General features: G+C 57.1%; 16 protein-coding genes and 1 riboswitch. Of the genes, 6 read left to right on the top strand and 10 right to left on the bottom strand.

Annotation, left to right across the window (positions count from 1 at the left end):
* The first annotated feature begins 6 nt into the window (after window positions 1-6).
* From B0E33_RS26435 to B0E33_RS26415, 5 genes are all read left to right on the top strand, one after another.
* A complete protein-coding gene (locus tag B0E33_RS26435) occupies window positions 7-1,572 on the top strand; it encodes an ABC transporter ATP-binding protein (protein WP_077292856.1) in 1,566 nt (521 codons plus the stop codon).
* Window positions 1,572-2,660 (top strand): ABC transporter permease, encoded by a 1,089-nt coding sequence (locus B0E33_RS26430; RefSeq protein ID WP_022998631.1) that lies wholly within the window; start codon window positions 1,572-1,574, stop codon window positions 2,658-2,660. Before B0E33_RS26435 ends, B0E33_RS26430 begins: the two co-directional genes overlap by 1 nt.
* Window positions 2,653-3,567 (top strand): ABC transporter permease, encoded by a 915-nt coding sequence (locus B0E33_RS26425; protein WP_077292855.1) that lies wholly within the window; start codon window positions 2,653-2,655, stop codon window positions 3,565-3,567. Before B0E33_RS26430 ends, B0E33_RS26425 begins: the two co-directional genes overlap by 8 nt.
* A gap of 98 nt (window positions 3,568-3,665) precedes the next feature.
* Window positions 3,666-4,730, top strand: coding sequence for a BMP family ABC transporter substrate-binding protein (locus B0E33_RS26420; protein WP_022998629.1), 1,065 nt, complete (start codon window positions 3,666-3,668; stop codon window positions 4,728-4,730).
* Window positions 4,731-5,073: 343 nt separating this feature from the next.
* A complete protein-coding gene (locus B0E33_RS26415; protein WP_228148038.1) occupies window positions 5,074-5,922 on the top strand; it encodes a patatin-like phospholipase family protein in 849 nt (282 codons plus the stop codon).
* Between the two features lie 22 nt (window positions 5,923-5,944).
* Here the strand turns inward: B0E33_RS26415 and B0E33_RS26410 are convergent, their stop codons facing one another.
* On the bottom strand, window positions 5,945-7,483 hold the full coding sequence (locus tag B0E33_RS26410; protein ID WP_208997715.1) for an alpha/beta hydrolase: 1,539 nt from the start codon (window positions 7,481-7,483) through the stop codon (window positions 5,945-5,947).
* 581 nt (window positions 7,484-8,064) lie between these two features.
* Here B0E33_RS26410 and B0E33_RS26405 point away from each other — a divergent pair.
* Window positions 8,065-10,023 carry a putative bifunctional diguanylate cyclase/phosphodiesterase gene (locus B0E33_RS26405; protein ID WP_077292852.1) on the top strand — a complete coding sequence of 653 codons (1,959 nt, stop codon included), beginning with the start codon at window positions 8,065-8,067 and terminating at the stop codon, window positions 10,021-10,023.
* A gap of 44 nt (window positions 10,024-10,067) precedes the next feature.
* Here the strand turns inward: B0E33_RS26405 and B0E33_RS26400 are convergent, their stop codons facing one another.
* The 9 genes from B0E33_RS26400 to B0E33_RS26360 form a co-directional block, all read right to left on the bottom strand.
* Window positions 10,068-10,301 carry a hypothetical protein gene (locus B0E33_RS26400; protein WP_077292851.1) on the bottom strand — a complete coding sequence of 78 codons (234 nt, stop codon included), beginning with the start codon at window positions 10,299-10,301 and terminating at the stop codon, window positions 10,068-10,070.
* A complete protein-coding gene (locus B0E33_RS26395) occupies window positions 10,298-10,816 on the bottom strand; it encodes a hypothetical protein (protein WP_077292850.1) in 519 nt (172 codons plus the stop codon). Before B0E33_RS26395 ends, B0E33_RS26400 begins: the two co-directional genes overlap by 4 nt.
* A gap of 4 nt (window positions 10,817-10,820) precedes the next feature.
* Window positions 10,821-12,059, bottom strand: a complete 1,239-nt coding sequence (locus B0E33_RS26390; RefSeq protein ID WP_077292849.1) for an agmatinase family protein — start codon at window positions 12,057-12,059, stop codon at window positions 10,821-10,823.
* Between the two features lie 10 nt (window positions 12,060-12,069).
* Window positions 12,070-12,912: an ATP-binding cassette domain-containing protein gene (locus B0E33_RS26385; RefSeq protein ID WP_077292848.1), complete on the bottom strand. Its 843-nt coding sequence runs from the start codon at window positions 12,910-12,912 to the stop codon at window positions 12,070-12,072.
* The gene (locus B0E33_RS26380; RefSeq protein ID WP_077292847.1) at window positions 12,909-13,730 is read right to left on the bottom strand and encodes an ABC transporter permease; all 822 of its coding nucleotides are present in this window, start codon (window positions 13,728-13,730) and stop codon (window positions 12,909-12,911) included. Before B0E33_RS26380 ends, B0E33_RS26385 begins: the two co-directional genes overlap by 4 nt.
* Before the next feature lie 72 nt (window positions 13,731-13,802).
* On the bottom strand, window positions 13,803-14,873 hold the full coding sequence (locus B0E33_RS26375; RefSeq protein ID WP_077292846.1) for a putative urea ABC transporter substrate-binding protein: 1,071 nt from the start codon (window positions 14,871-14,873) through the stop codon (window positions 13,803-13,805).
* 107 nt (window positions 14,874-14,980) lie between these two features.
* Window positions 14,981-15,096, bottom strand: a riboswitch (guanidine-I (ykkC/yxkD leader).
* Between the two features lie 206 nt (window positions 15,097-15,302).
* Window positions 15,303-15,488, bottom strand: a complete 186-nt coding sequence (locus B0E33_RS26370) for a hypothetical protein (protein ID WP_077292845.1) — start codon at window positions 15,486-15,488, stop codon at window positions 15,303-15,305.
* Window positions 15,489-15,548: 60 nt separating this feature from the next.
* Entirely contained in the window at window positions 15,549-16,154 is a 606-nt protein-coding gene (locus B0E33_RS26365; RefSeq protein WP_207106377.1) for an SRPBCC family protein, read from the bottom strand.
* A 21-nt stretch (window positions 16,155-16,175) separates the two neighbouring features.
* Window positions 16,176-17,048, bottom strand: a complete 873-nt coding sequence (locus B0E33_RS26360; RefSeq protein ID WP_439126673.1) for an XdhC family protein — start codon at window positions 17,046-17,048, stop codon at window positions 16,176-16,178.
* Window positions 17,049-17,056 lie beyond the last annotated feature (8 nt).

Below are 17,056 nucleotides of genomic sequence, written 5' to 3'. Positions count from 1 at the left end.
GAAACGATGACAGGGGACGGCGGCACGGCGCGGCAAAGCAGATCCGGAAAGGATACTTTGCTCGATGCCCGGGGCCTGACCAAAAGATTTGGCGACATTCTGGCGAACGACAGGGTCGATCTCGTCATAAACAAGGGTGAAATACATGCACTCCTTGGCGAAAATGGCGCAGGCAAATCGACCCTCGTAAAAATGTTCTACGGCTCACTGGAGCCGGATGGCGGTGAAATTCTCTGGCAGGGCCAACGGGTCGACATCGGCAATCCGGCAGTTGCCCGCGAACTCGGCATCGGTATGGTGTTCCAGCATTTTTCGCTGTTCGAAGCCTTGACGGTTGCAGAAAATATCGCGCTGGCATTGCCAAATCCGGGGCGGATGTCTGAACTCGCCAATCGGATCCAATCCGTGTCGCGCGATTATGGCTTGCCCCTGAATCCGGACGACATTGTTGCAGACTTGCCGGTCGGCATCCGACAGCGTATCGAGATTGTCCGATGCCTGCTTCAGGAACCGCAGCTGATCATCATGGACGAACCGACATCGGTGCTTACGCCCCAGGAAGCGGATCTTCTCTTCCTGACGCTGGAGCGCCTGGCCAAGGAAGGCTGCGCCGTTCTGTACATCAGCCATCGGCTGGAAGAGGTCAAACGCATCTGTCACCACGCGACGATCCTTCGGCATGGCCAGGTGGTGCGCGAATGTGACCCGACCAAGGAAACACCGGCATCTCTGGCCAGCATGATGGTGGGAGCCGACGTTGCCTCCGTAAGCGCCAGCTCTCAAAAGCCGCAAATCGGCGAAACCCGGCTTGCCCTGAAGAACCTGTCCGCAAAAGCCGCAACGCCATTCGCAACAGCGCTGAACAAGGTGTCGCTGGATCTCAGGGCCGGAGAGGTGGTCGCGATCGCCGGCGTTGCAGGCAACGGCCAGGGTGAGCTCTTCGACGCGATCTCCGGCGAAATGCCAGTGGCAGCCGACATGGTCGTTCTGGACGGCAAGCCCTGCGGCAACAGGAACATTACCTGGCGACGCAGGCAGAACGCGGCTTTCGTACCAGAAGAACGTCTCGGCCACGGCGCCGTACCGGGCATGAAACTATCGCAGAACATCGTTCTGACGCGCCACAGAACCGGCGACAAGCTGGTCAGTGGTTTCTTCGTCTCCAATGCCAATGCAGGCAAGATGGAACAGCGCATCAAGAAGTCCTTCGACGTGCGCATGTCCCATGACGATCCGGAAGCGCGTTCCCTTTCAGGGGGCAATCTTCAGAAATTTGTAGTCGGCCGCGAGCTGGACCGCAAACCTGGTGTGCTGATCGTGAACCAGCCAACCTGGGGTGTCGATGCCGGTGCCGCCGCTCTTATCCGGCAGGCGCTCATCGACCTTGCCCGCTCCGGATCGGCGGTGCTGGTGATCAGCCAGGACCTGGATGAAATCTTCGAAATCGCCGACCGGATTGCGGTTATTTCCAGAGGCTATCTGTCTGCGGCCGAGCCGACTTCAGACATGAACCGCGAGCGGGTCGGCCTGCTCATGGCAGGCGGCGCGGAAGCGCAAGGGGAGGTTGCCTGATGCGCGTCGAACTCGTGAAAAGAAAAGAGCACAGCCGAAAGATGGCACTGCTGTCGCCGTTGATCGCTGTTGGTCTAACCGCAATCGCAGCCGGACTCATTTTCTCAATATCCGGACATAACCCATTGTTCGGATTATATAAGTTCTTCATTGAACCTCTGACACAAGAATGGTCTCTCAACGCGACAATTGCCAAGGCAACACCGCTCATCCTGATCGCCTGCGGCTTGTCGGTGTGCTATCTGTCGAACAACTGGAACATCGGTGCTGAAGGCCAGTTTGTCGTCGGTGCGCTGTTCGGCTCTGCTCTGCCCATTCTAATGCCGGACTTCGAAAGTGCTGCCACGCTTCCCTTGATGATGGCTTTCGGCGCTATCGGTGGGGCACTCTGGGCCCTGATCCCGGCGCTGTTGAAAACCAGGTTCAATACCAACGAAATCTTGACCAGCCTCATGCTGGTCTATGTCGCCAGTCTCCTGCTGGACTACCTGGTTCGCGGACCGTGGCGGGATCCCGGCGGTTACAACTTCCCGGAATCGGCGCTCTTCTCCGACGCTGCCACCTTGTCCACCGTCCCCGGCACGTCGCTCAGCTATGCCGCCCCGATCACGTTGATCGTCGCAGTCGTGCTTGCGGTGGTCCTCGGCAAGACCATTAAGGGTTTCGAGATCAGGGTAATGGGCGAAAGTCCTCGCGCAGGCAGCTTTGCCGGTTTTTCTGCCAAGAAACTGACGCTGTTTTCCTTCGCAATTGCCGGTGGTCTTGCAGGCCTTGCCGGCACGATGGAAGTGTCCGGCGCACTCAACCAGCTCCTTCCGACCATCTCTCCCGGATATGGATTTACAGCCATCATCGTCGCCTTTCTGGGAAGGCTGAATCCCTTCGGTATCATCGTCGCGGGTTTCGTGTTGGCATTGTCCTATATCGGCGGCGAAGCGGTGCAATCGGCGATGGGTGTTTCCAACAAGATTGCCAGTGTCATTCAGGGCCTTCTGCTGTTCTTCGTGCTCGCCTGCGACACACTCATCCTCTATCGCATCAGATTTGTCGGCCGGCGTGGTTCGGCAGGGGAGGTCTCCCATGTTTGAAGCCGTTCTCCTGACCGTAATCACCGCGGCAACACCGCTGTTGATTGCTGCGATCGGCGAACTCGTCGTTGAACGCTCCGGTGTTTTGAACCTTGGTGTCGAAGGCATGATGATCATGGGGGCCGTGGTCGGGTTCGCCGTCGCCAATCAGACCGGATCCGGGACGCTCGGCGTCTTTGCGGCAATTGCCGCCGGCATGGCCATGTCGGCACTTTTTGGCTTCCTGGTGCTCGTCCTGGTAACCAATCAGGTGGCAACCGGTCTTGCCCTGACCATCCTCGGCGTCGGCTTCTCGGGCCTGATCGGGGAGGCCTTCATCGGCATTCCAGGCCTTAAACTTCCGGATCTCTACATTCCTGTGCTGTCCGACATTCCGTTTTTCGGGCCTGTCTTCTTCCAGCAGGACGCGCTCGTTTATGTGAGTTTCGCATTGGTCATCGCAGTTGCCTATTTCCTGTTCCGGACCCGGCTTGGCCTCGTGCTTCGGTCTGTTGGTGACAACCATGTGTCGGCTCACGCTCTTGGTTATTCCGTTATTCGCATCAGGTTCGCAGCGGTTCTTTTTGGCGGCGCCTGTGCAGGTCTGGCGGGTGCCTACATGTCGCTTGCCTATACGCCTCAGTGGGTTGAAAACATGACTGCAGGCCGAGGCTGGATTGCGCTGGCATTGGTCGTGTTCTCGTCCTGGCTGCCGCTGCGCGTGGTTATTGGCGCCTATCTGTTTGGTGCAGTCAGCGTCCTGAACCTCCACGCCCAGGCAGTTGAGCTGGACATTCCGTCCCAACTGCTGTCCAGCTTGCCGTACCTTGCGACTATTTTGGTGCTTGTGCTCATTTCGGCAAACCGCAGACTGACGCTCGTCAACACGCCAGCCTGTCTCGGCAAGCCATTCGTTCCAGATCGGTAAGCCTCCCAGCCACCGGTCGGCCCGGCCCCGGTGCGATCGGGGGCTTGGCCTTAAACAAGATCGCAACAGAGAGATCGAAACAGAGGGGAAAGAACCAGATGAAATCTCTTTTGAAAGCAACCGTTGCCGCCGTTGCCTTCGCAGCTGCCGGCTCTGCCGCAAACGCTGCAGACGTCAAAGCCTGCTTTATCTACGTTGGACCAGTTGGTGACTTCGGTTGGTCCTATCAGCACGACCAGGGTCGTCTCGATGCGGAAAAGCATTTCGGCGACAAGCTGGAAACCGCATATCTTGAAAGTGTGCCGGAAGGTCCGGATGCAGAGCGCGCGATCGAGCGTTTCGCCCGTGAAGGCTGCAATGTCATCTTCACCACGTCCTTCGGCTACATGAACCCGACGATCAAGGTCGCCAAGAAGTTTCCGGATGTGAAGTTCGAACACGCGACCGGCTACAAGACTGCCGACAACGTCGCGACCTATAACTCCAAGTTCCACCAGGGCCGTTACATAATCGGTCAGATTGCCGCCAAACAGTCCGAATCCGGCGTCGCAGGTTACATCGCCTCGTTCCCGATCCCGGAAGTTGTGTCCGGCATCAATGCATTTCTGCTCGGTGCTCAGTCCGTCAACCCGGATTTCAAGCTGAAGGTCGTCTGGGTCAATTCCTGGTTCGATCCGGGCAAGGAAGCCGACGCTGCAAAGGCGCTGATCGATCAGGGTGCCGATGTCATTACCCAGCACACCGATTCCACCGCACCGCTTCAGGTCGCACAGGAACGTGGCGCGCATGGCTTCGGTCAGGCATCCGACATGATCCAGTTCGCACCGGAAGCCCAGTACACGGCAATCATCGACGATTGGGGTCCGTACTACATCGAACGCATCCAGGAAGTCATGGATGGCACCTGGGAGCCCAAGAGCACCTGGGCAGGCCTTGCCGAAGGTCACGTCGTGATGGCACCTTACACCAATCTCCCGGATGATGTTGTTGCAATGGCCAAGGAAACCGAAGCCAAGATCGCCGGCGGTTGGGAGCCGTTCACCGGCCCGATCACCAAGCAGGACGGCTCGGTTGCCGCTGAAGATGGCGTCGCCCTCGACGATGGAGCCATTCTCGGCATGAACTGGTACGTGCAGGGTATCGACGACAAATTGCCGCAATAATCGTGGTTATCACCTATCCAGGACGGCCCGGAGCCAGTGGTTCCGGGCCGTTTTCATATCCGGTGACTGATTGTCTGAATGTTGTGTGTAAAGCACCTGCTTCCCATCGCGATCGTTCTGATTGAAGACTTGCGCAGAAATCTCCGCAACGTTGAATCGCAACATCGACAACTCTACAAACGAAACTATAATTTCGTTTCCATCCAGGATGGATCGCCGGCATGCACACGATACGGACCTTTGACGAATGATCCGCAGACGAGAATTGATGCTCGCCGCGGCCGCTGCTGGATCTGGCAGCATGGCTGGCTTGGCCTCTGCCAGCAGCGCCCCAGAGGCAGAAATGACAACACACAGCCGCAGCTCTGCCCAGGGGTTCCGTCTGGCCCTTGGTGGCGGAGCCGCAAAGGCATTCGCTCACATTCCCATTCTGGAAGTGATGGATGACCTGGGTGTCAAACCCGTCGAAATTGCCGGGACATCAATGGGGTCGATCCTCGGTGCTTTTTACGCCAGCGGTATGAGCGGTCGAGAGATCCGACAGTTTGCAGTTGATCTCTTCACCCAGAAAACGCAATTGCTTCAAAAGTTGTTTCTGACGGATGGCCGAACCTGGTCGTCGCTCTTCAATGTCGTCCGTCCGGCGATTATCGATCCCATCGTTCTTTTCGAAACGGTGTTTCCTGAAGACCTGGCCGAGCAGTTCTCGGATTTGAAACTGCCAATGAAGATCGTTGCGACGGATTTTTACACCCAGTCGCAGGTGGTTCTGGAGGAGGGGCCCCTGCTGCCTGCAATTGCAGCCTCGTCCGCTCTCCCCATGCTTTTGACGCCTGTCAGGATAGACGGCCAGGTTTTGATAGACGGGGGCTTCGTCAACCCGACACCATTCGATGTCTTTCAGGACGACGGCATTCCGACAGTCGCCGTCGATGTCACTGGCAGCAATTTCGAAGAGCGAAAAAGCGGGCTTCCAACCGGCCTGGAGACCTGGATCGGCTCGTTCTCGATCACCCTTCACTCGTTGGTCGCCGCCAAATTGGCCTGCAATCAACCTGATTTGTTGATTGAGCCGCCAGTCGGCCGTTTCAAGACCATGGAATTCTTCAAGGTCGCGGACATCGTGAAAGCAGCAGAACCAGCCGGAGAAACCTTCAAGCGTGGCCTGGCCAGCCTCCTGGAAAATCGATAGTCGAACCAATTGGTTCCAGGCGTTAAATCGCAGGATCACGGCGCTCGAATATCTTTTTCAGCGCTTCCGCTCTTTCTGGTGACCAGCCGTCCGGATCGACAACTGCAGCCCATCCGTCGATGTAATCAGGCGCAATGTAGTAGTGCCCGTATCTGGGAACATCCAGCGCAAACATGGAATCCAGCGCAATCTGAAGCATTGTCACCACGGGAAACCAGGACAGTTTTTCTGAAACATCCGGCGCACGCGGTGAGGCCATCCAGGCTGGCGGCCTGAAGCCCGTATCGAACGTGAAGTTCACGATAGGGTCGCTGCCATAATTCAGAAACACCGCGCGAATTGGCCCCCAGGGCGCATAGTTCCCCTCCAGTCCGCCATATTGATCCATCACCCGGACAAGCGAGCCGTTTCCGTATTTCGGACGCCATGCCGGACTGTCTGCCTTGCGCCGGTCCCGGACCTCCGACCAATATCGCGAGAAGAAAGGAGACCCAGCCCAAAAGGCGCCCTGGATCGGGTCACCCAGCATGTCAAACAGGGGAAGTGTCGCCTGGGAGTTGAAGGCCCCCTGGCTGAGCCCGTGAACATAAAGCTCCGGCCGACTGTCTTTGGGCAGCTGCGTCCAGTGGGCATAGACCGCGTTGAAAAGGGCTCGAGCCTGATCTACCCCGTAGTCTGGATGGGCAAGCAGCGCCAGAAAACTGGTCAGATAGGAATATTGGACAGCCACTGTCGCCACATCACCGCCAAGCATGAAATCGATTGTGTCGTGAGCTCCCGGGTCCATCCAACCGGTGCCGGGTGGTACCACGACCACAAGTACCGATCGGTCGAAACCCCCGACACGGATCAGTTCCCGCAAAGCAAGTTGGGCGCGTTCTTCTGCGGTGTCACCAGACCTTCGTCCAACATAGACCCTGATAGGATCAACGGCTTTATCCGGCCAGAATTCGGAAATCTCTGCTGCAGTCGGAGCCGTCGCGACATAGTGACGACCCCAACGCCCCATCTCCTCCCATTTGACCAGCGACCGGGTACTACCGGTTTTTTCCGGATCCGCAGGTTTTTCGATATCAGGTTCAAGAAGCAGGTCTGCAGCCAGAAAAGACGTATCGGCCATACGAAACGCATTACGTACAAGGGCTCCATCGACAAGTGCCCACAGGAACCAGCCAACAAGAACGATGGACAGGACCACGCCGACGCGCCCCGGAAGCATCTTGTCCAGAACAACAGCGACGGCTCTACGCAAGGCACCTGCAACCCGGAAAACCAGCCACAAGCAAAGTGCGATCAACACGCCAACAGTGACGATGAAGAACGGCGCTGCGCTCTCGAGCGGCGGCAAACCAACAGCTTCACGGGTCGCGTTCTGCCAACTGGCAGCTTTCGACAGACTGTAGACCATGATCGCAAGACTGATACCGCAAGCGGCAAGGAGCCAGAGTGTCCACAAACGTCCCCTGGGCTCCGGCAACTCCAGATAACGCCAGACACTCCTTGCCAGAAGGGTCACCTCATAGCCAAACGTCGCTGCCACGGCGGCGAGGGTCGCTTGCACAATTGGTTCCCTCGGCATCATCGACGGCGTCAGTGCGGCACCGAAGAAACTGGCCGCTACAATGAGCCCGGTTGGCGTAAGCCCATCTCGGAGTGTCCTTAAGATCGGCATTTGCACCCGCTCCCAACACGATTTCATGATCCAGCTGCAGGATTTCGTGTTGGAATGATCGCGTCAAGACAACCTTGGGTAAACAATGGCAACATGACAGCAATCTTGTGCCCATCCCCGTTATCCACCGCAAAACCAAGCATAATTTACGTTGCGTCTTTTGGCATTTAGACGGTCTTAACCGTTGTCGGGTCTAAATTCCCACATCGTGGATTGAAGGGCAGAAAGATCTTTCCGCGATCGGGGTCTACAACCGTTTTTTATTCGCAAGTTTCGTGAAAGTTTGCGGCGCTAACAATCGGGCGTAATCCACCGCTGGTCCAGCGCAGCAGGTAGATGGCCTGCCGCTGATACCGGAAATGGCAAGCCGGGGGGCACCGGTTCGTCTGTGACAGAGACATTGGGCCGGAAAGGACTATCGATAAGCTCCAATTGGGGCGGTGTAATCTGTCATCAAGGCGGTTGAGCCAATGATTTTTGATAAACTGTTGCGAATAGGATTTCCGGCGCTTTGCGCCTCCCTTACGCTTTTGCTCGGTGTAAACGCCTACTCGCTCTATAGCGCGCAAGCCGACTACGTTCACAAGGATCAGTTGGAACGTTCGGTCCTCAACGACACGCTGCGCTTTAACACTACGGCCCTGGAAAAACTGATTGCACGGTACAGTGCCTTGAAAAGCCCGGAAGATGCTGCAGAGGCCGGAAAAACCTACGAAGCACTGCTAAACGCCTTCGAAACGTGGCCCAGCGACGCCTATAGCGAAATTGTGGGGCCGTCGGACTACATCCAGGACAAACTGGTCCACATCGTTCGTACGAGCAACCGGGTGAAACCGTTCCTGGATACGCTCAATGACCAGACCTCCGTGAGCAATGCACTGATCATCTTGCAGGGGATAGGAAGTTCCCTTCAACAAATCAATCAGATGGTGACCCAAGAAGCTGCCAAGCAAATGTCGGCGGCGAGAAAGAGCTTTCATTTCCACCAGATTGTACAAGACGTGCTCGTTGTTGTTTTCCTTCTGGTCAGCCTTGGATGGATCTGGTTCTCCAACAAGCGCAGCCAGGTGCTGCAAGGACAGGCAGAGGCAACTCGCGAGCAAACCAGGCTTCTGGAGCACCGGCTGGACCACGACAGTGTTACAGGCCTGGTAAATTCCCGTGTCTTTGCAGAGATCGTGCGCTCTGCTCACGATACACTCGCTCCTGATCAGACCTTGAGCATTCTCAACATCGATCTGGAGTCCAGACTGCCGGCTATCAACAAGTTCAGTCTTGTAACGGAGGAAGCTATCCTGGCATCGACTGCGGACCTGTTGCGTCACGCAGTAGACCGGATGGAAGGTGTAAATTGCCTTGCCCGCTCAGGAGGCAAGGGATTTCTCCTCATGACTGTAAGTGATGAAGAGGTTGGGCTGACTGCTTCCGTCGTCGCAAACCGGATCCACGACATCTTCCTGCGCCCGGTCCCAACGGCACTCGGATCCTTCCTGATTTCACCAGCTATCGGCTATGCGGATTCAACCACCGTCGATCGAGATGCCACCGACATCATTCGGAATGCGGATCTCGCGGTTGGTAACGCCGTCAGCTACAGCCGCCGCCGCGTCGTGACCTACCAACCGGCCATGCGCGCGGAAATGGAACGGCGGACAATCGTCGAAAACGCACTTGCCCGCGCCATAGAGGCGAACGAATGCCTTCCGCACTTCCAGCCACAGTTCAATCTCATGACCGGGCGGATTTTCGGCGTTGAAGCCTTGGCACGCTGGTACCATTCCGAACTGGGCTGGATTTCACCCTCGGAATTCATCCCGATCGCTGAACGCAATGGCGATATCGTATCGCTGGGATGGAAGATCCTGGAAACATCGTGTTCGGAAGTACAGTTGTTGCCATCGGACCTGAGCCTGTCGGTCAACCTTTCAGTTGCGCAGATTCTGAGCGACGACGTCGTTGCAATGCTCGACGAATGCCTCGGTCGGACCGGTCTGCCAGCCTCCAGGCTGAAACTGGAAGTGACCGAAACAACCCTGATGAGCGATCTGCGCCGCATTCAGACGACACTCGTTGAGTTGCGATCATTGGGTATCGGCATTTCGCTGGATGACTTTGGCGTCGGTTATTCCGCCCTGTCTTACCTGACGGACTTTGACTGGGACGAAATCAAGATCGACAGGTCGTTTGCCACCAAGGCGGTCAAGGACAAGAAAATTCGCGATATTCTCAAGATGGTCCTTGGTATTGCCGAAACCATGGGCTCTCAGGTCTTGATCGAAGGCATCGAAACAGTCGAGCAACGCGATGTACTGGTCGATATCGGCTGCACCATCGGCCAAGGCTACCTGTTCGGCGGTCCGATGGCGATCGACGACATAACGACCCTGTTCTTCTCGGATCATTCCAAAAGCACTTTGGCGGGGCTCTGACACCTCGGTTGGTATCAAGGGCCCCGCTTTAACGAGAGAGACCCTCAGGACCTGCGTTCTACAGGCAGTTTCCTCGTGGTTTTTTTCGATTTCCGGACCAGGGAAACGGCCAGAACCAGCCCGCTAACAGCCACGACGAGCAGCAGCTGATGAAATGGCGAGCCAAGCAGATGCTCACCTGCGCCTTGCCAACCGGTCAGATGACCGTGCGCACCAGGGTGTGCAAATGCAGGGGTGGATGCCAAGGCAAGAATTGACGTCATCAAAAGCTGTTTCATTCTGCGATATCTCCATGGGCCAGACGAGTGGTGAGGATGTCGATGAGGTCAATGTCTGACCGTTGCGACAGGGATACAAAGGTGAAGGTCATGGTTTCCCGGGCTTGGACCATTGAACCTGGAAAACTCATGTAGACGAGTTCTCGGGAAGCAAAGGCCGGCGAGGCTGTGCCGACCTGCCAATTGCTGACGATCTTTGCGTCGACAAGGTGCTGTATGAGACCATCGGCACCGGGGCGGTGAAACGGGACGCCTGCAAGACGCAGGTAACTGGTCTTGTCGTCGGCAGCCCGAAAGCCGTCGATGAAGCTCACCGCAAGTGCCTGCAGTTCTTCGGCCCGGTCCGCATGCGAGGCCCCATGAACATGAGAATGCAGATGGTCCGGGCCCACGTGATTATGTCCCGCGAGACCTCCGTGATCGTGGTCATGTGTGTGGTGGTGGTGGTGGTGGTGATGACCATGTTCATGATCGTGGTGAACATGGTGATCGTGGCCGTGATGATGTCGCGCCATCGCCTTACTCCACGTCCGGACCGGCCGGAATGGACACCGGCTTGTCGATGATGGATTTATGCGAACCCATTTTTCCATGGGAAACCAGGGTCCCGAGAACATCTACAATCACCCGAGTTGCCAGAAGGGCTGTGATGTCGGAGCAATCGTAAGGTGGTGAAACTTCTACGACCTCCAGACCGCAGATGCCTTCCTTCGCGACCAGCGACACCAGCTCAAGTGCCTCTCTCGGCAGAAAGCCACCTGGCTCCGGCCAGCCGGTACCGGGCACGAAGCCGCAGTCGACACTATCGATATCGAACGAGATATAGACTGCATCTGCGTCCTTCCATGCCAGTTCCAGCGCCCGTGCGGCCGTTTCCGCTAATCCCAGTTCCTCAACATCGCGCATGGTGAAGATGTTGGTGTTCCGCTCCCGGGCAACTTCCACCCCTTCTCGCGGCACCTGCCACCCTCCGATACCGATCTGAACCAGATTGACGGCCGGCACGTTGACGAGATCTGTCGCGTGGAACCAGGGCGTCGTATGCATCCGCTCATCCAGATCCTTTTCCTGAATGTCGATATGCCGATCGAAATGCACGATACCAATGCGCTTGGACGTGCACTGGGCAATCCCGCGTACGCAAGGAAAGCCGATTGAATGATCGCCGCCGATCATGATCGGCAAGGCTCCGGACGATGCGACGTGCGAGACCGCCCGCGTAATCTGGTCGAACGTCTTTTCGATATTGGCAGGAATGGTGAAGATGTCACCGACATCGCAAAGCGTCATCTGTTCCCGAAGATCGACACCCATCTCGTAGTTGTAGGGCGTGTAGAGCGCGGAAATCTTCCGAACTCCTTGCGGCCCGAACCGTGTACCAGGTCTGTAAGTGGTGCCCCCATCGAAAGGGATGCCGATGACGGCCGCATCATAAGCCCCGACCTTTGTCACATCCTCGATATAGGGCGCCTTCAGGAAGGTGCTGATCCCCGCATAGTGGGGCAGTTCTCCACGGGCAAAGGTCGGGATCGATTTGTCGGTGAGACTATCCGATCCTGTCAATCCCATTCGCAGTGCCCAGGCTTTTTCCTTTTCCCACGCGGCAGAGGGCAGGGCACCTTCCTTTTCAGCGGCCTTCCAACCTCGCAATTGCAGTTTGTCGAAGTCAGGATGATGCTGTCTTCGGTTGGGGGCTCGGGTGAAATGACCTGCGGCAAGGTGGTGCGTCCTGGGGCCTGAGGCTCGATTGAAACTCATGGGATGGTCCTCATTCCTGATTGTTTGGGGTATGGATGCTTTGGAAAGACGGAGTGGGCTTGTTTGACTGTGGGGCGCCGATTGCACCTGCGATGGCCTCCGGAGACCGCAAGGATGCTCCTGTTGGCGATTTGAGTGGCAGGTCGTAGGTGATGGTCGCGCCGTAGGCTTGTGGCGCTTGAGGGTCGTGGCGGATCTTGTCGAACACCAGCAGACGCGTGCCGAGCTTGAAGGCCTCGTGAATATCGTGCGTCACCATGAAAACCGTCATGGACAACTCTTTCCAGAGCCCCAGAAGCAATTCATGCATATCGACGCGTATACCCGGGTCTAGCGCGCCGAAAGGCTCGTCGAGCAGCAGGATGCTTGGCTTCTTGATCAAGGCCTGGGCGATCGCGAGACGTTGCTGCATGCCACCGGACAGCTGCGCCGGATACTTGTTTGCCGCTGGTCGCAGCCCGATCCTGTCAAGCAGGTCGTCGGACGATCCAAAAGCCGCCTTGCGGGAAGTACCAAAAAGCCGCCCGGTCCAGCGCGACGATTCAAACTCTTGCGCAAGGATGAGGTTTTCAGCCACGGTCAGATGCGAAAACACCGAGTATTTCTGGAAGACGATCCCGCGATCGGGTGTCGGCTCAAGTGGCAAGCGAGCGCCGTCCAGGAGGATCTGTCCACGGCTTGGATGTTCCTGGGAAAGCAGCATCCGCAGGAATGTCGATTTTCCGCAGCCGGATGCTCCAACGATCGTGCAAAAAGACCCGGTCTGGACTTCCAGGTTGACCCGTTCGAGAACAGGCACGCCGTCGTATAACTTTGCCAGGTTCTGGACCGAGAGTTTGGACGCAGTGTTCATAGCGCGTCACCTCCCAGATGGTGCCAGCGAAAAGCGCGGCGCGACAGGAGGAGCAGGGCTCTGTCGAGCAGGAAGGCCAGCAGCGTGATCCAGACGACGTAAGGCAGGATCACATCCATCGCGAGATAGCGACGCACCAGGAAAATCCGGTACCCAAGCCCTGACGTGGAGGCGATGGCCTCGGCTGAAATCAGAAAGATCCACGCTGGCACGAGAGAAAGCCGCAGGCTGGTGATCAGGTGCGGAAGCACCTGCGGCAACACGAGCCGCGTAACCATTTGCAAGACGCTGGCCCCAAGTGTTTCCGCCTTGATGATCATCTCCCGCGGAATGTCCAGAACCGCCTGGGCCGTGGAACGGATCATCACCGGTGCCGTTCCGATCACGATCAGGGCGATTTTCGCGAGTTCGCCAAGACCGAAGGTGATGAACAGGATCGGCAGGATGGTGATCGGCGGTATCAGCGAGAATGTCGCGAGATAAGGTGCCAGTCCGCTTCGGATATGGGGAATGAAGCCGATTGCAATGCCAAGGGAGATTGCCAGAAGCGTCGACACTGCCATCCCTGTCCCAAGACGCCAGAGACTGTCGAAAGTATCCAACCAGAGCAGAAGGTCTCCCGACCTCCGGTCCGGCACTGCCGCCATGCGCCAGAAGGCTTCTCCCATGCTGGTGATGGAGGGGAGAAGCTTGTCCGCCGGATTGTCGAGCCGGCGATAATGGCTGGCAATCACGTAGGCGACCAATGTCAGCACGAAAGGCAGGAGCCCAAGCGCCAGGGCGGTGACCCGGGAGGGTTTCCGGTTGATGATACGCATGAAACGGTCCGATCAGTCTATGGCTGCGGCTCCGGCGCCGAGGCGCCGGAACACCGGATCAGCAAAGGAAGCCTAGAGCGTGCCTTCTGCTGCCATCGTCATGAAACTCGGGTCGAATTTCAGTTTCACGTTTCCGGTATCGCCATAGATCGATCCATCCGGGAAAGAGACGCCGACGAATTCAGGGCTGGGTGCCCCTTCACCCAGAATGCCCTTGTCGAAAAGGAACTCGGCAACGAATTTCATCGTCTCGGGAAGTTCAGCGGACTTGGTGAACGCGACCGCTTCTGCGGGCGTGTAGAACATCTTGGTCGTCGCGAGCTGCGCGTCGTAGCCGGCAAGGTCCGTGCCGGAGGCTTCGGCCATGGCGGTGCGTGCCGCGATGCCTTCGTCACTGTCTGACGACATGATCCCCATCAGTTCGTACCAGGCGCCTACAAGAGCCTTGCCGAAGGCGGGATTGTCCGCAAGCGTCTCGGTATTGACCATCATGATATCGATGATTTCGCCTGGAATGCCGGAACTGTCGAACACCTTGGTGGCATTTGCTTCCGCTTCGATTTCAGACAGGAGCGGGTTCCAGGTGACCACTGCCGTGACATCCGGCGTCTGATAGGCAGCGATCATGTCTGCATCGGATGTGTTGACGACCGTCAAATCCTGTTCACTGAGACCAACCGTGTCGAGCGCCCGTGCGAGCAGGTAGTGAGAGACGGAAAGCTCCACCAGGTTGACGCTTTGTCCCTTGATATCGGCCAGCTCGGTCTTGTCCTTCAGGATGATGCCATCGTTGCCGTTGGAGTAGTCGCCGACGATAAGCGCAGTCGTGTCGACACCGCCGCCTGCCGGGATCGAAAGGGCGTCCATATTGGTCATGGAGCAACCGTCATATTCCCCCGCGGTGTATTGATTGATGGACTCCACGTAGTCGTTGATCTGAACGATCTCGACGGAGATGTCGTATTTGTCGGCCCATTTCTTCATGAGGCCACTGTCCTGCAGATAACCCCAGGGCATCCAGCCGACATAGATGGACCAGCAGACCTTGAAATCCGTCTTTTCCTCGGCCCTGGCCGAAGTGAGGGAAAGTGGCAGCGTCAGCGCTGCGGCGAGGAGGGAAGCTTTGGCAATCGATTTCAACATCTGTGCGCGTCTCCTGTCTTGGGCCCGGTCATCAGAACCGGACTTACGTCATGAGGTTTTTGCGCACGGCCGGGAGCAGGTTCGCGCGCGCGAAACCTCGTGCAGTTGTCTCCCGGGTTTTTGTCCCGCCGTGTCACCGGTCTATGTCGGCATATGCCTCTCAACCGGCTTGCACCTCTCGGTCCTGCGTCGTCTTGCGACCGGATCCCTAGGCGCGCTGCACATCATGACCAAAGCAAGGGGAATGCCAGAAAGGCGAAGGTGGTAATTTCGTACATTGTTTCAATAATTTAAGAAATAGAATCTGGATTGAACTCGTCAAAACCAATCAAAAGCAAATGGTATTCTGAGCAGAATATGGGCAGCATGGTGAAGAATGCACCATGCCCAGACCTTAAGCAGGCTGTGCTGATCTATCGTAAAACAGTCTTAGCCGGTGAAAGAGCAGATCTGAACCAACGGCAGGAAATGCTGGTCGGTGATGCCCAGACAACAGGCGTGCGCCACCAGCAAAAACCCGGTCAAGGCCGAACCGGTGACGAGCGCCAGAACCAGAGATGGATCACGCATCATTTCGCGAATGCCACTCATGGCTTGAACTTCGGTATGTGCCATAACAATTCCTCCGGTTTGAACATCTGCAAGAGCCAGGCAAGCGGCTCTTGCAGTCGGGATTTATTCCGCAGGTTCGTCGATCTTATCCTCGTCACCAGCCACGTTCTGCTTTTTCTTGCCGGTGAAAAGGCCTTTGATCCATCCCTTCTTCTCTTCGCCATCTGAAGGAGAAGCGTCTGCTGGCGCGGTATCGGCTTCCACTTCGTTCGTCGCAGCCGGTTTCCCCGGGGCGACCTGTTCGCCGAAGGCTGTAAAAAACTCACCGGCAAGCCGTTTGGCGGTTGAATCGATCAATCTGGCACCAAGCTGCGCCAGCTTGCCGCCAACCTTCGCATCGACCTCGTAGTGAAGGATCGTCGCGTCAGGACCGTCTTCTTCCAGATGAACCTTTGCAGCACCTCTGGCAAAGCCGGCTACCCCGCCGGAGCCTTCGCCTTCAATGGTGTAACCGTTCGGCGGATCGAGATCGTTGAGCGTCACCTTGCCGCCGAAAGTTGCTTTTACCGGGCCCACCTTGAGACGAACCTTCGCCTCAAGTTCAGTATCGGAATGCTTGATCAGGTCTTCACATCCCGGAATAGAGGCCTTCAGGACTTCCGGATCATTCAATGCCTCCCAAACCTTGTGCTTTGGAGCTTCGATCCGCTGACTGTCGTTCATTTGCATGTGATTGCTTCCCTGGTGGGGTCAAATGTGATGGATGTTGGTCTGGCGGTGTCCGCTGCGGCGGATCATCAGGAGTTCTGCCAGAATGGAGAGTGCAATTTCTTCCGGAGCAATGGCTCCCAGATCGAGGCCTGCGGGCCCCTCGATCCGGTCGAGGGTCTGGTCCGCTACGCCTTCGTCGCGCAATTTCGCCTTCAGGGCAGCAATCTTCCGGCGGCTCCCGACAAACCCGATGTGGCGCGCATCCGTCAGAAGAGCTGCCTTCAGGGCCGCCAGATCGCCGCGCCCCTGGGTCGAAATAATGGAGTAGATCTGCCCGTTGCTTCGAACGGGACTGTCAAACCCTTCTGCTCTTTTGCCCGCACCTGAAAAGACGGGCAGGTCTTCTGCAGGTGCGCAGAAGGTCAGGTCAAACCCGATGGACGGCGCCTGGCTCGCAAGGGCCACGGCAACCGGACTGGCGCCGTAGATGACAAGCATGGGCCGCGGCAGAACCGGTTCTATGAAGATATCCATGGTCCCCTGGCTTGGGCACATGTTCCTGGCAAATTGAATGCCTTCGCGCTCTTCACCGGCTTCTACGCCGATCTCGGCCAGCAGGTCCGCCGGTTGAAGGGAGATCAATCGTGTCTGACCATCTTCAAAAGCGGACCTTGCCGCCTTGATGACAGCCGATCTTGCGCAGCCACCGCCGATCCAGCCGCCGACAATATCCCCATTCCTGTCGATCACGGCCTTCGCGCCCGCCTTGGCTGCGGTCACCGATATGGTGCGTACAACGGTTGCCAGAACGAAGGGTTCGTTGTCACCCTGCAAACGGTTCATCAGGCGGGGTAGGTCCTGCACGACCTCTGGCGCGGCCTCTTTGCCGGACACGGGAACAGAATGTTTCATCTCGACAT

The sequence above is a fragment of the Roseibium algicola genome (genome assembly GCF_001999245.1).
GTDB lineage: Bacteria > Pseudomonadota > Alphaproteobacteria > Rhizobiales > Stappiaceae > Roseibium > Roseibium algicola.
Note: the sequence above shows the minus strand (reverse complement) of the source record. Positions and strands in the feature narration are given on the sequence as shown.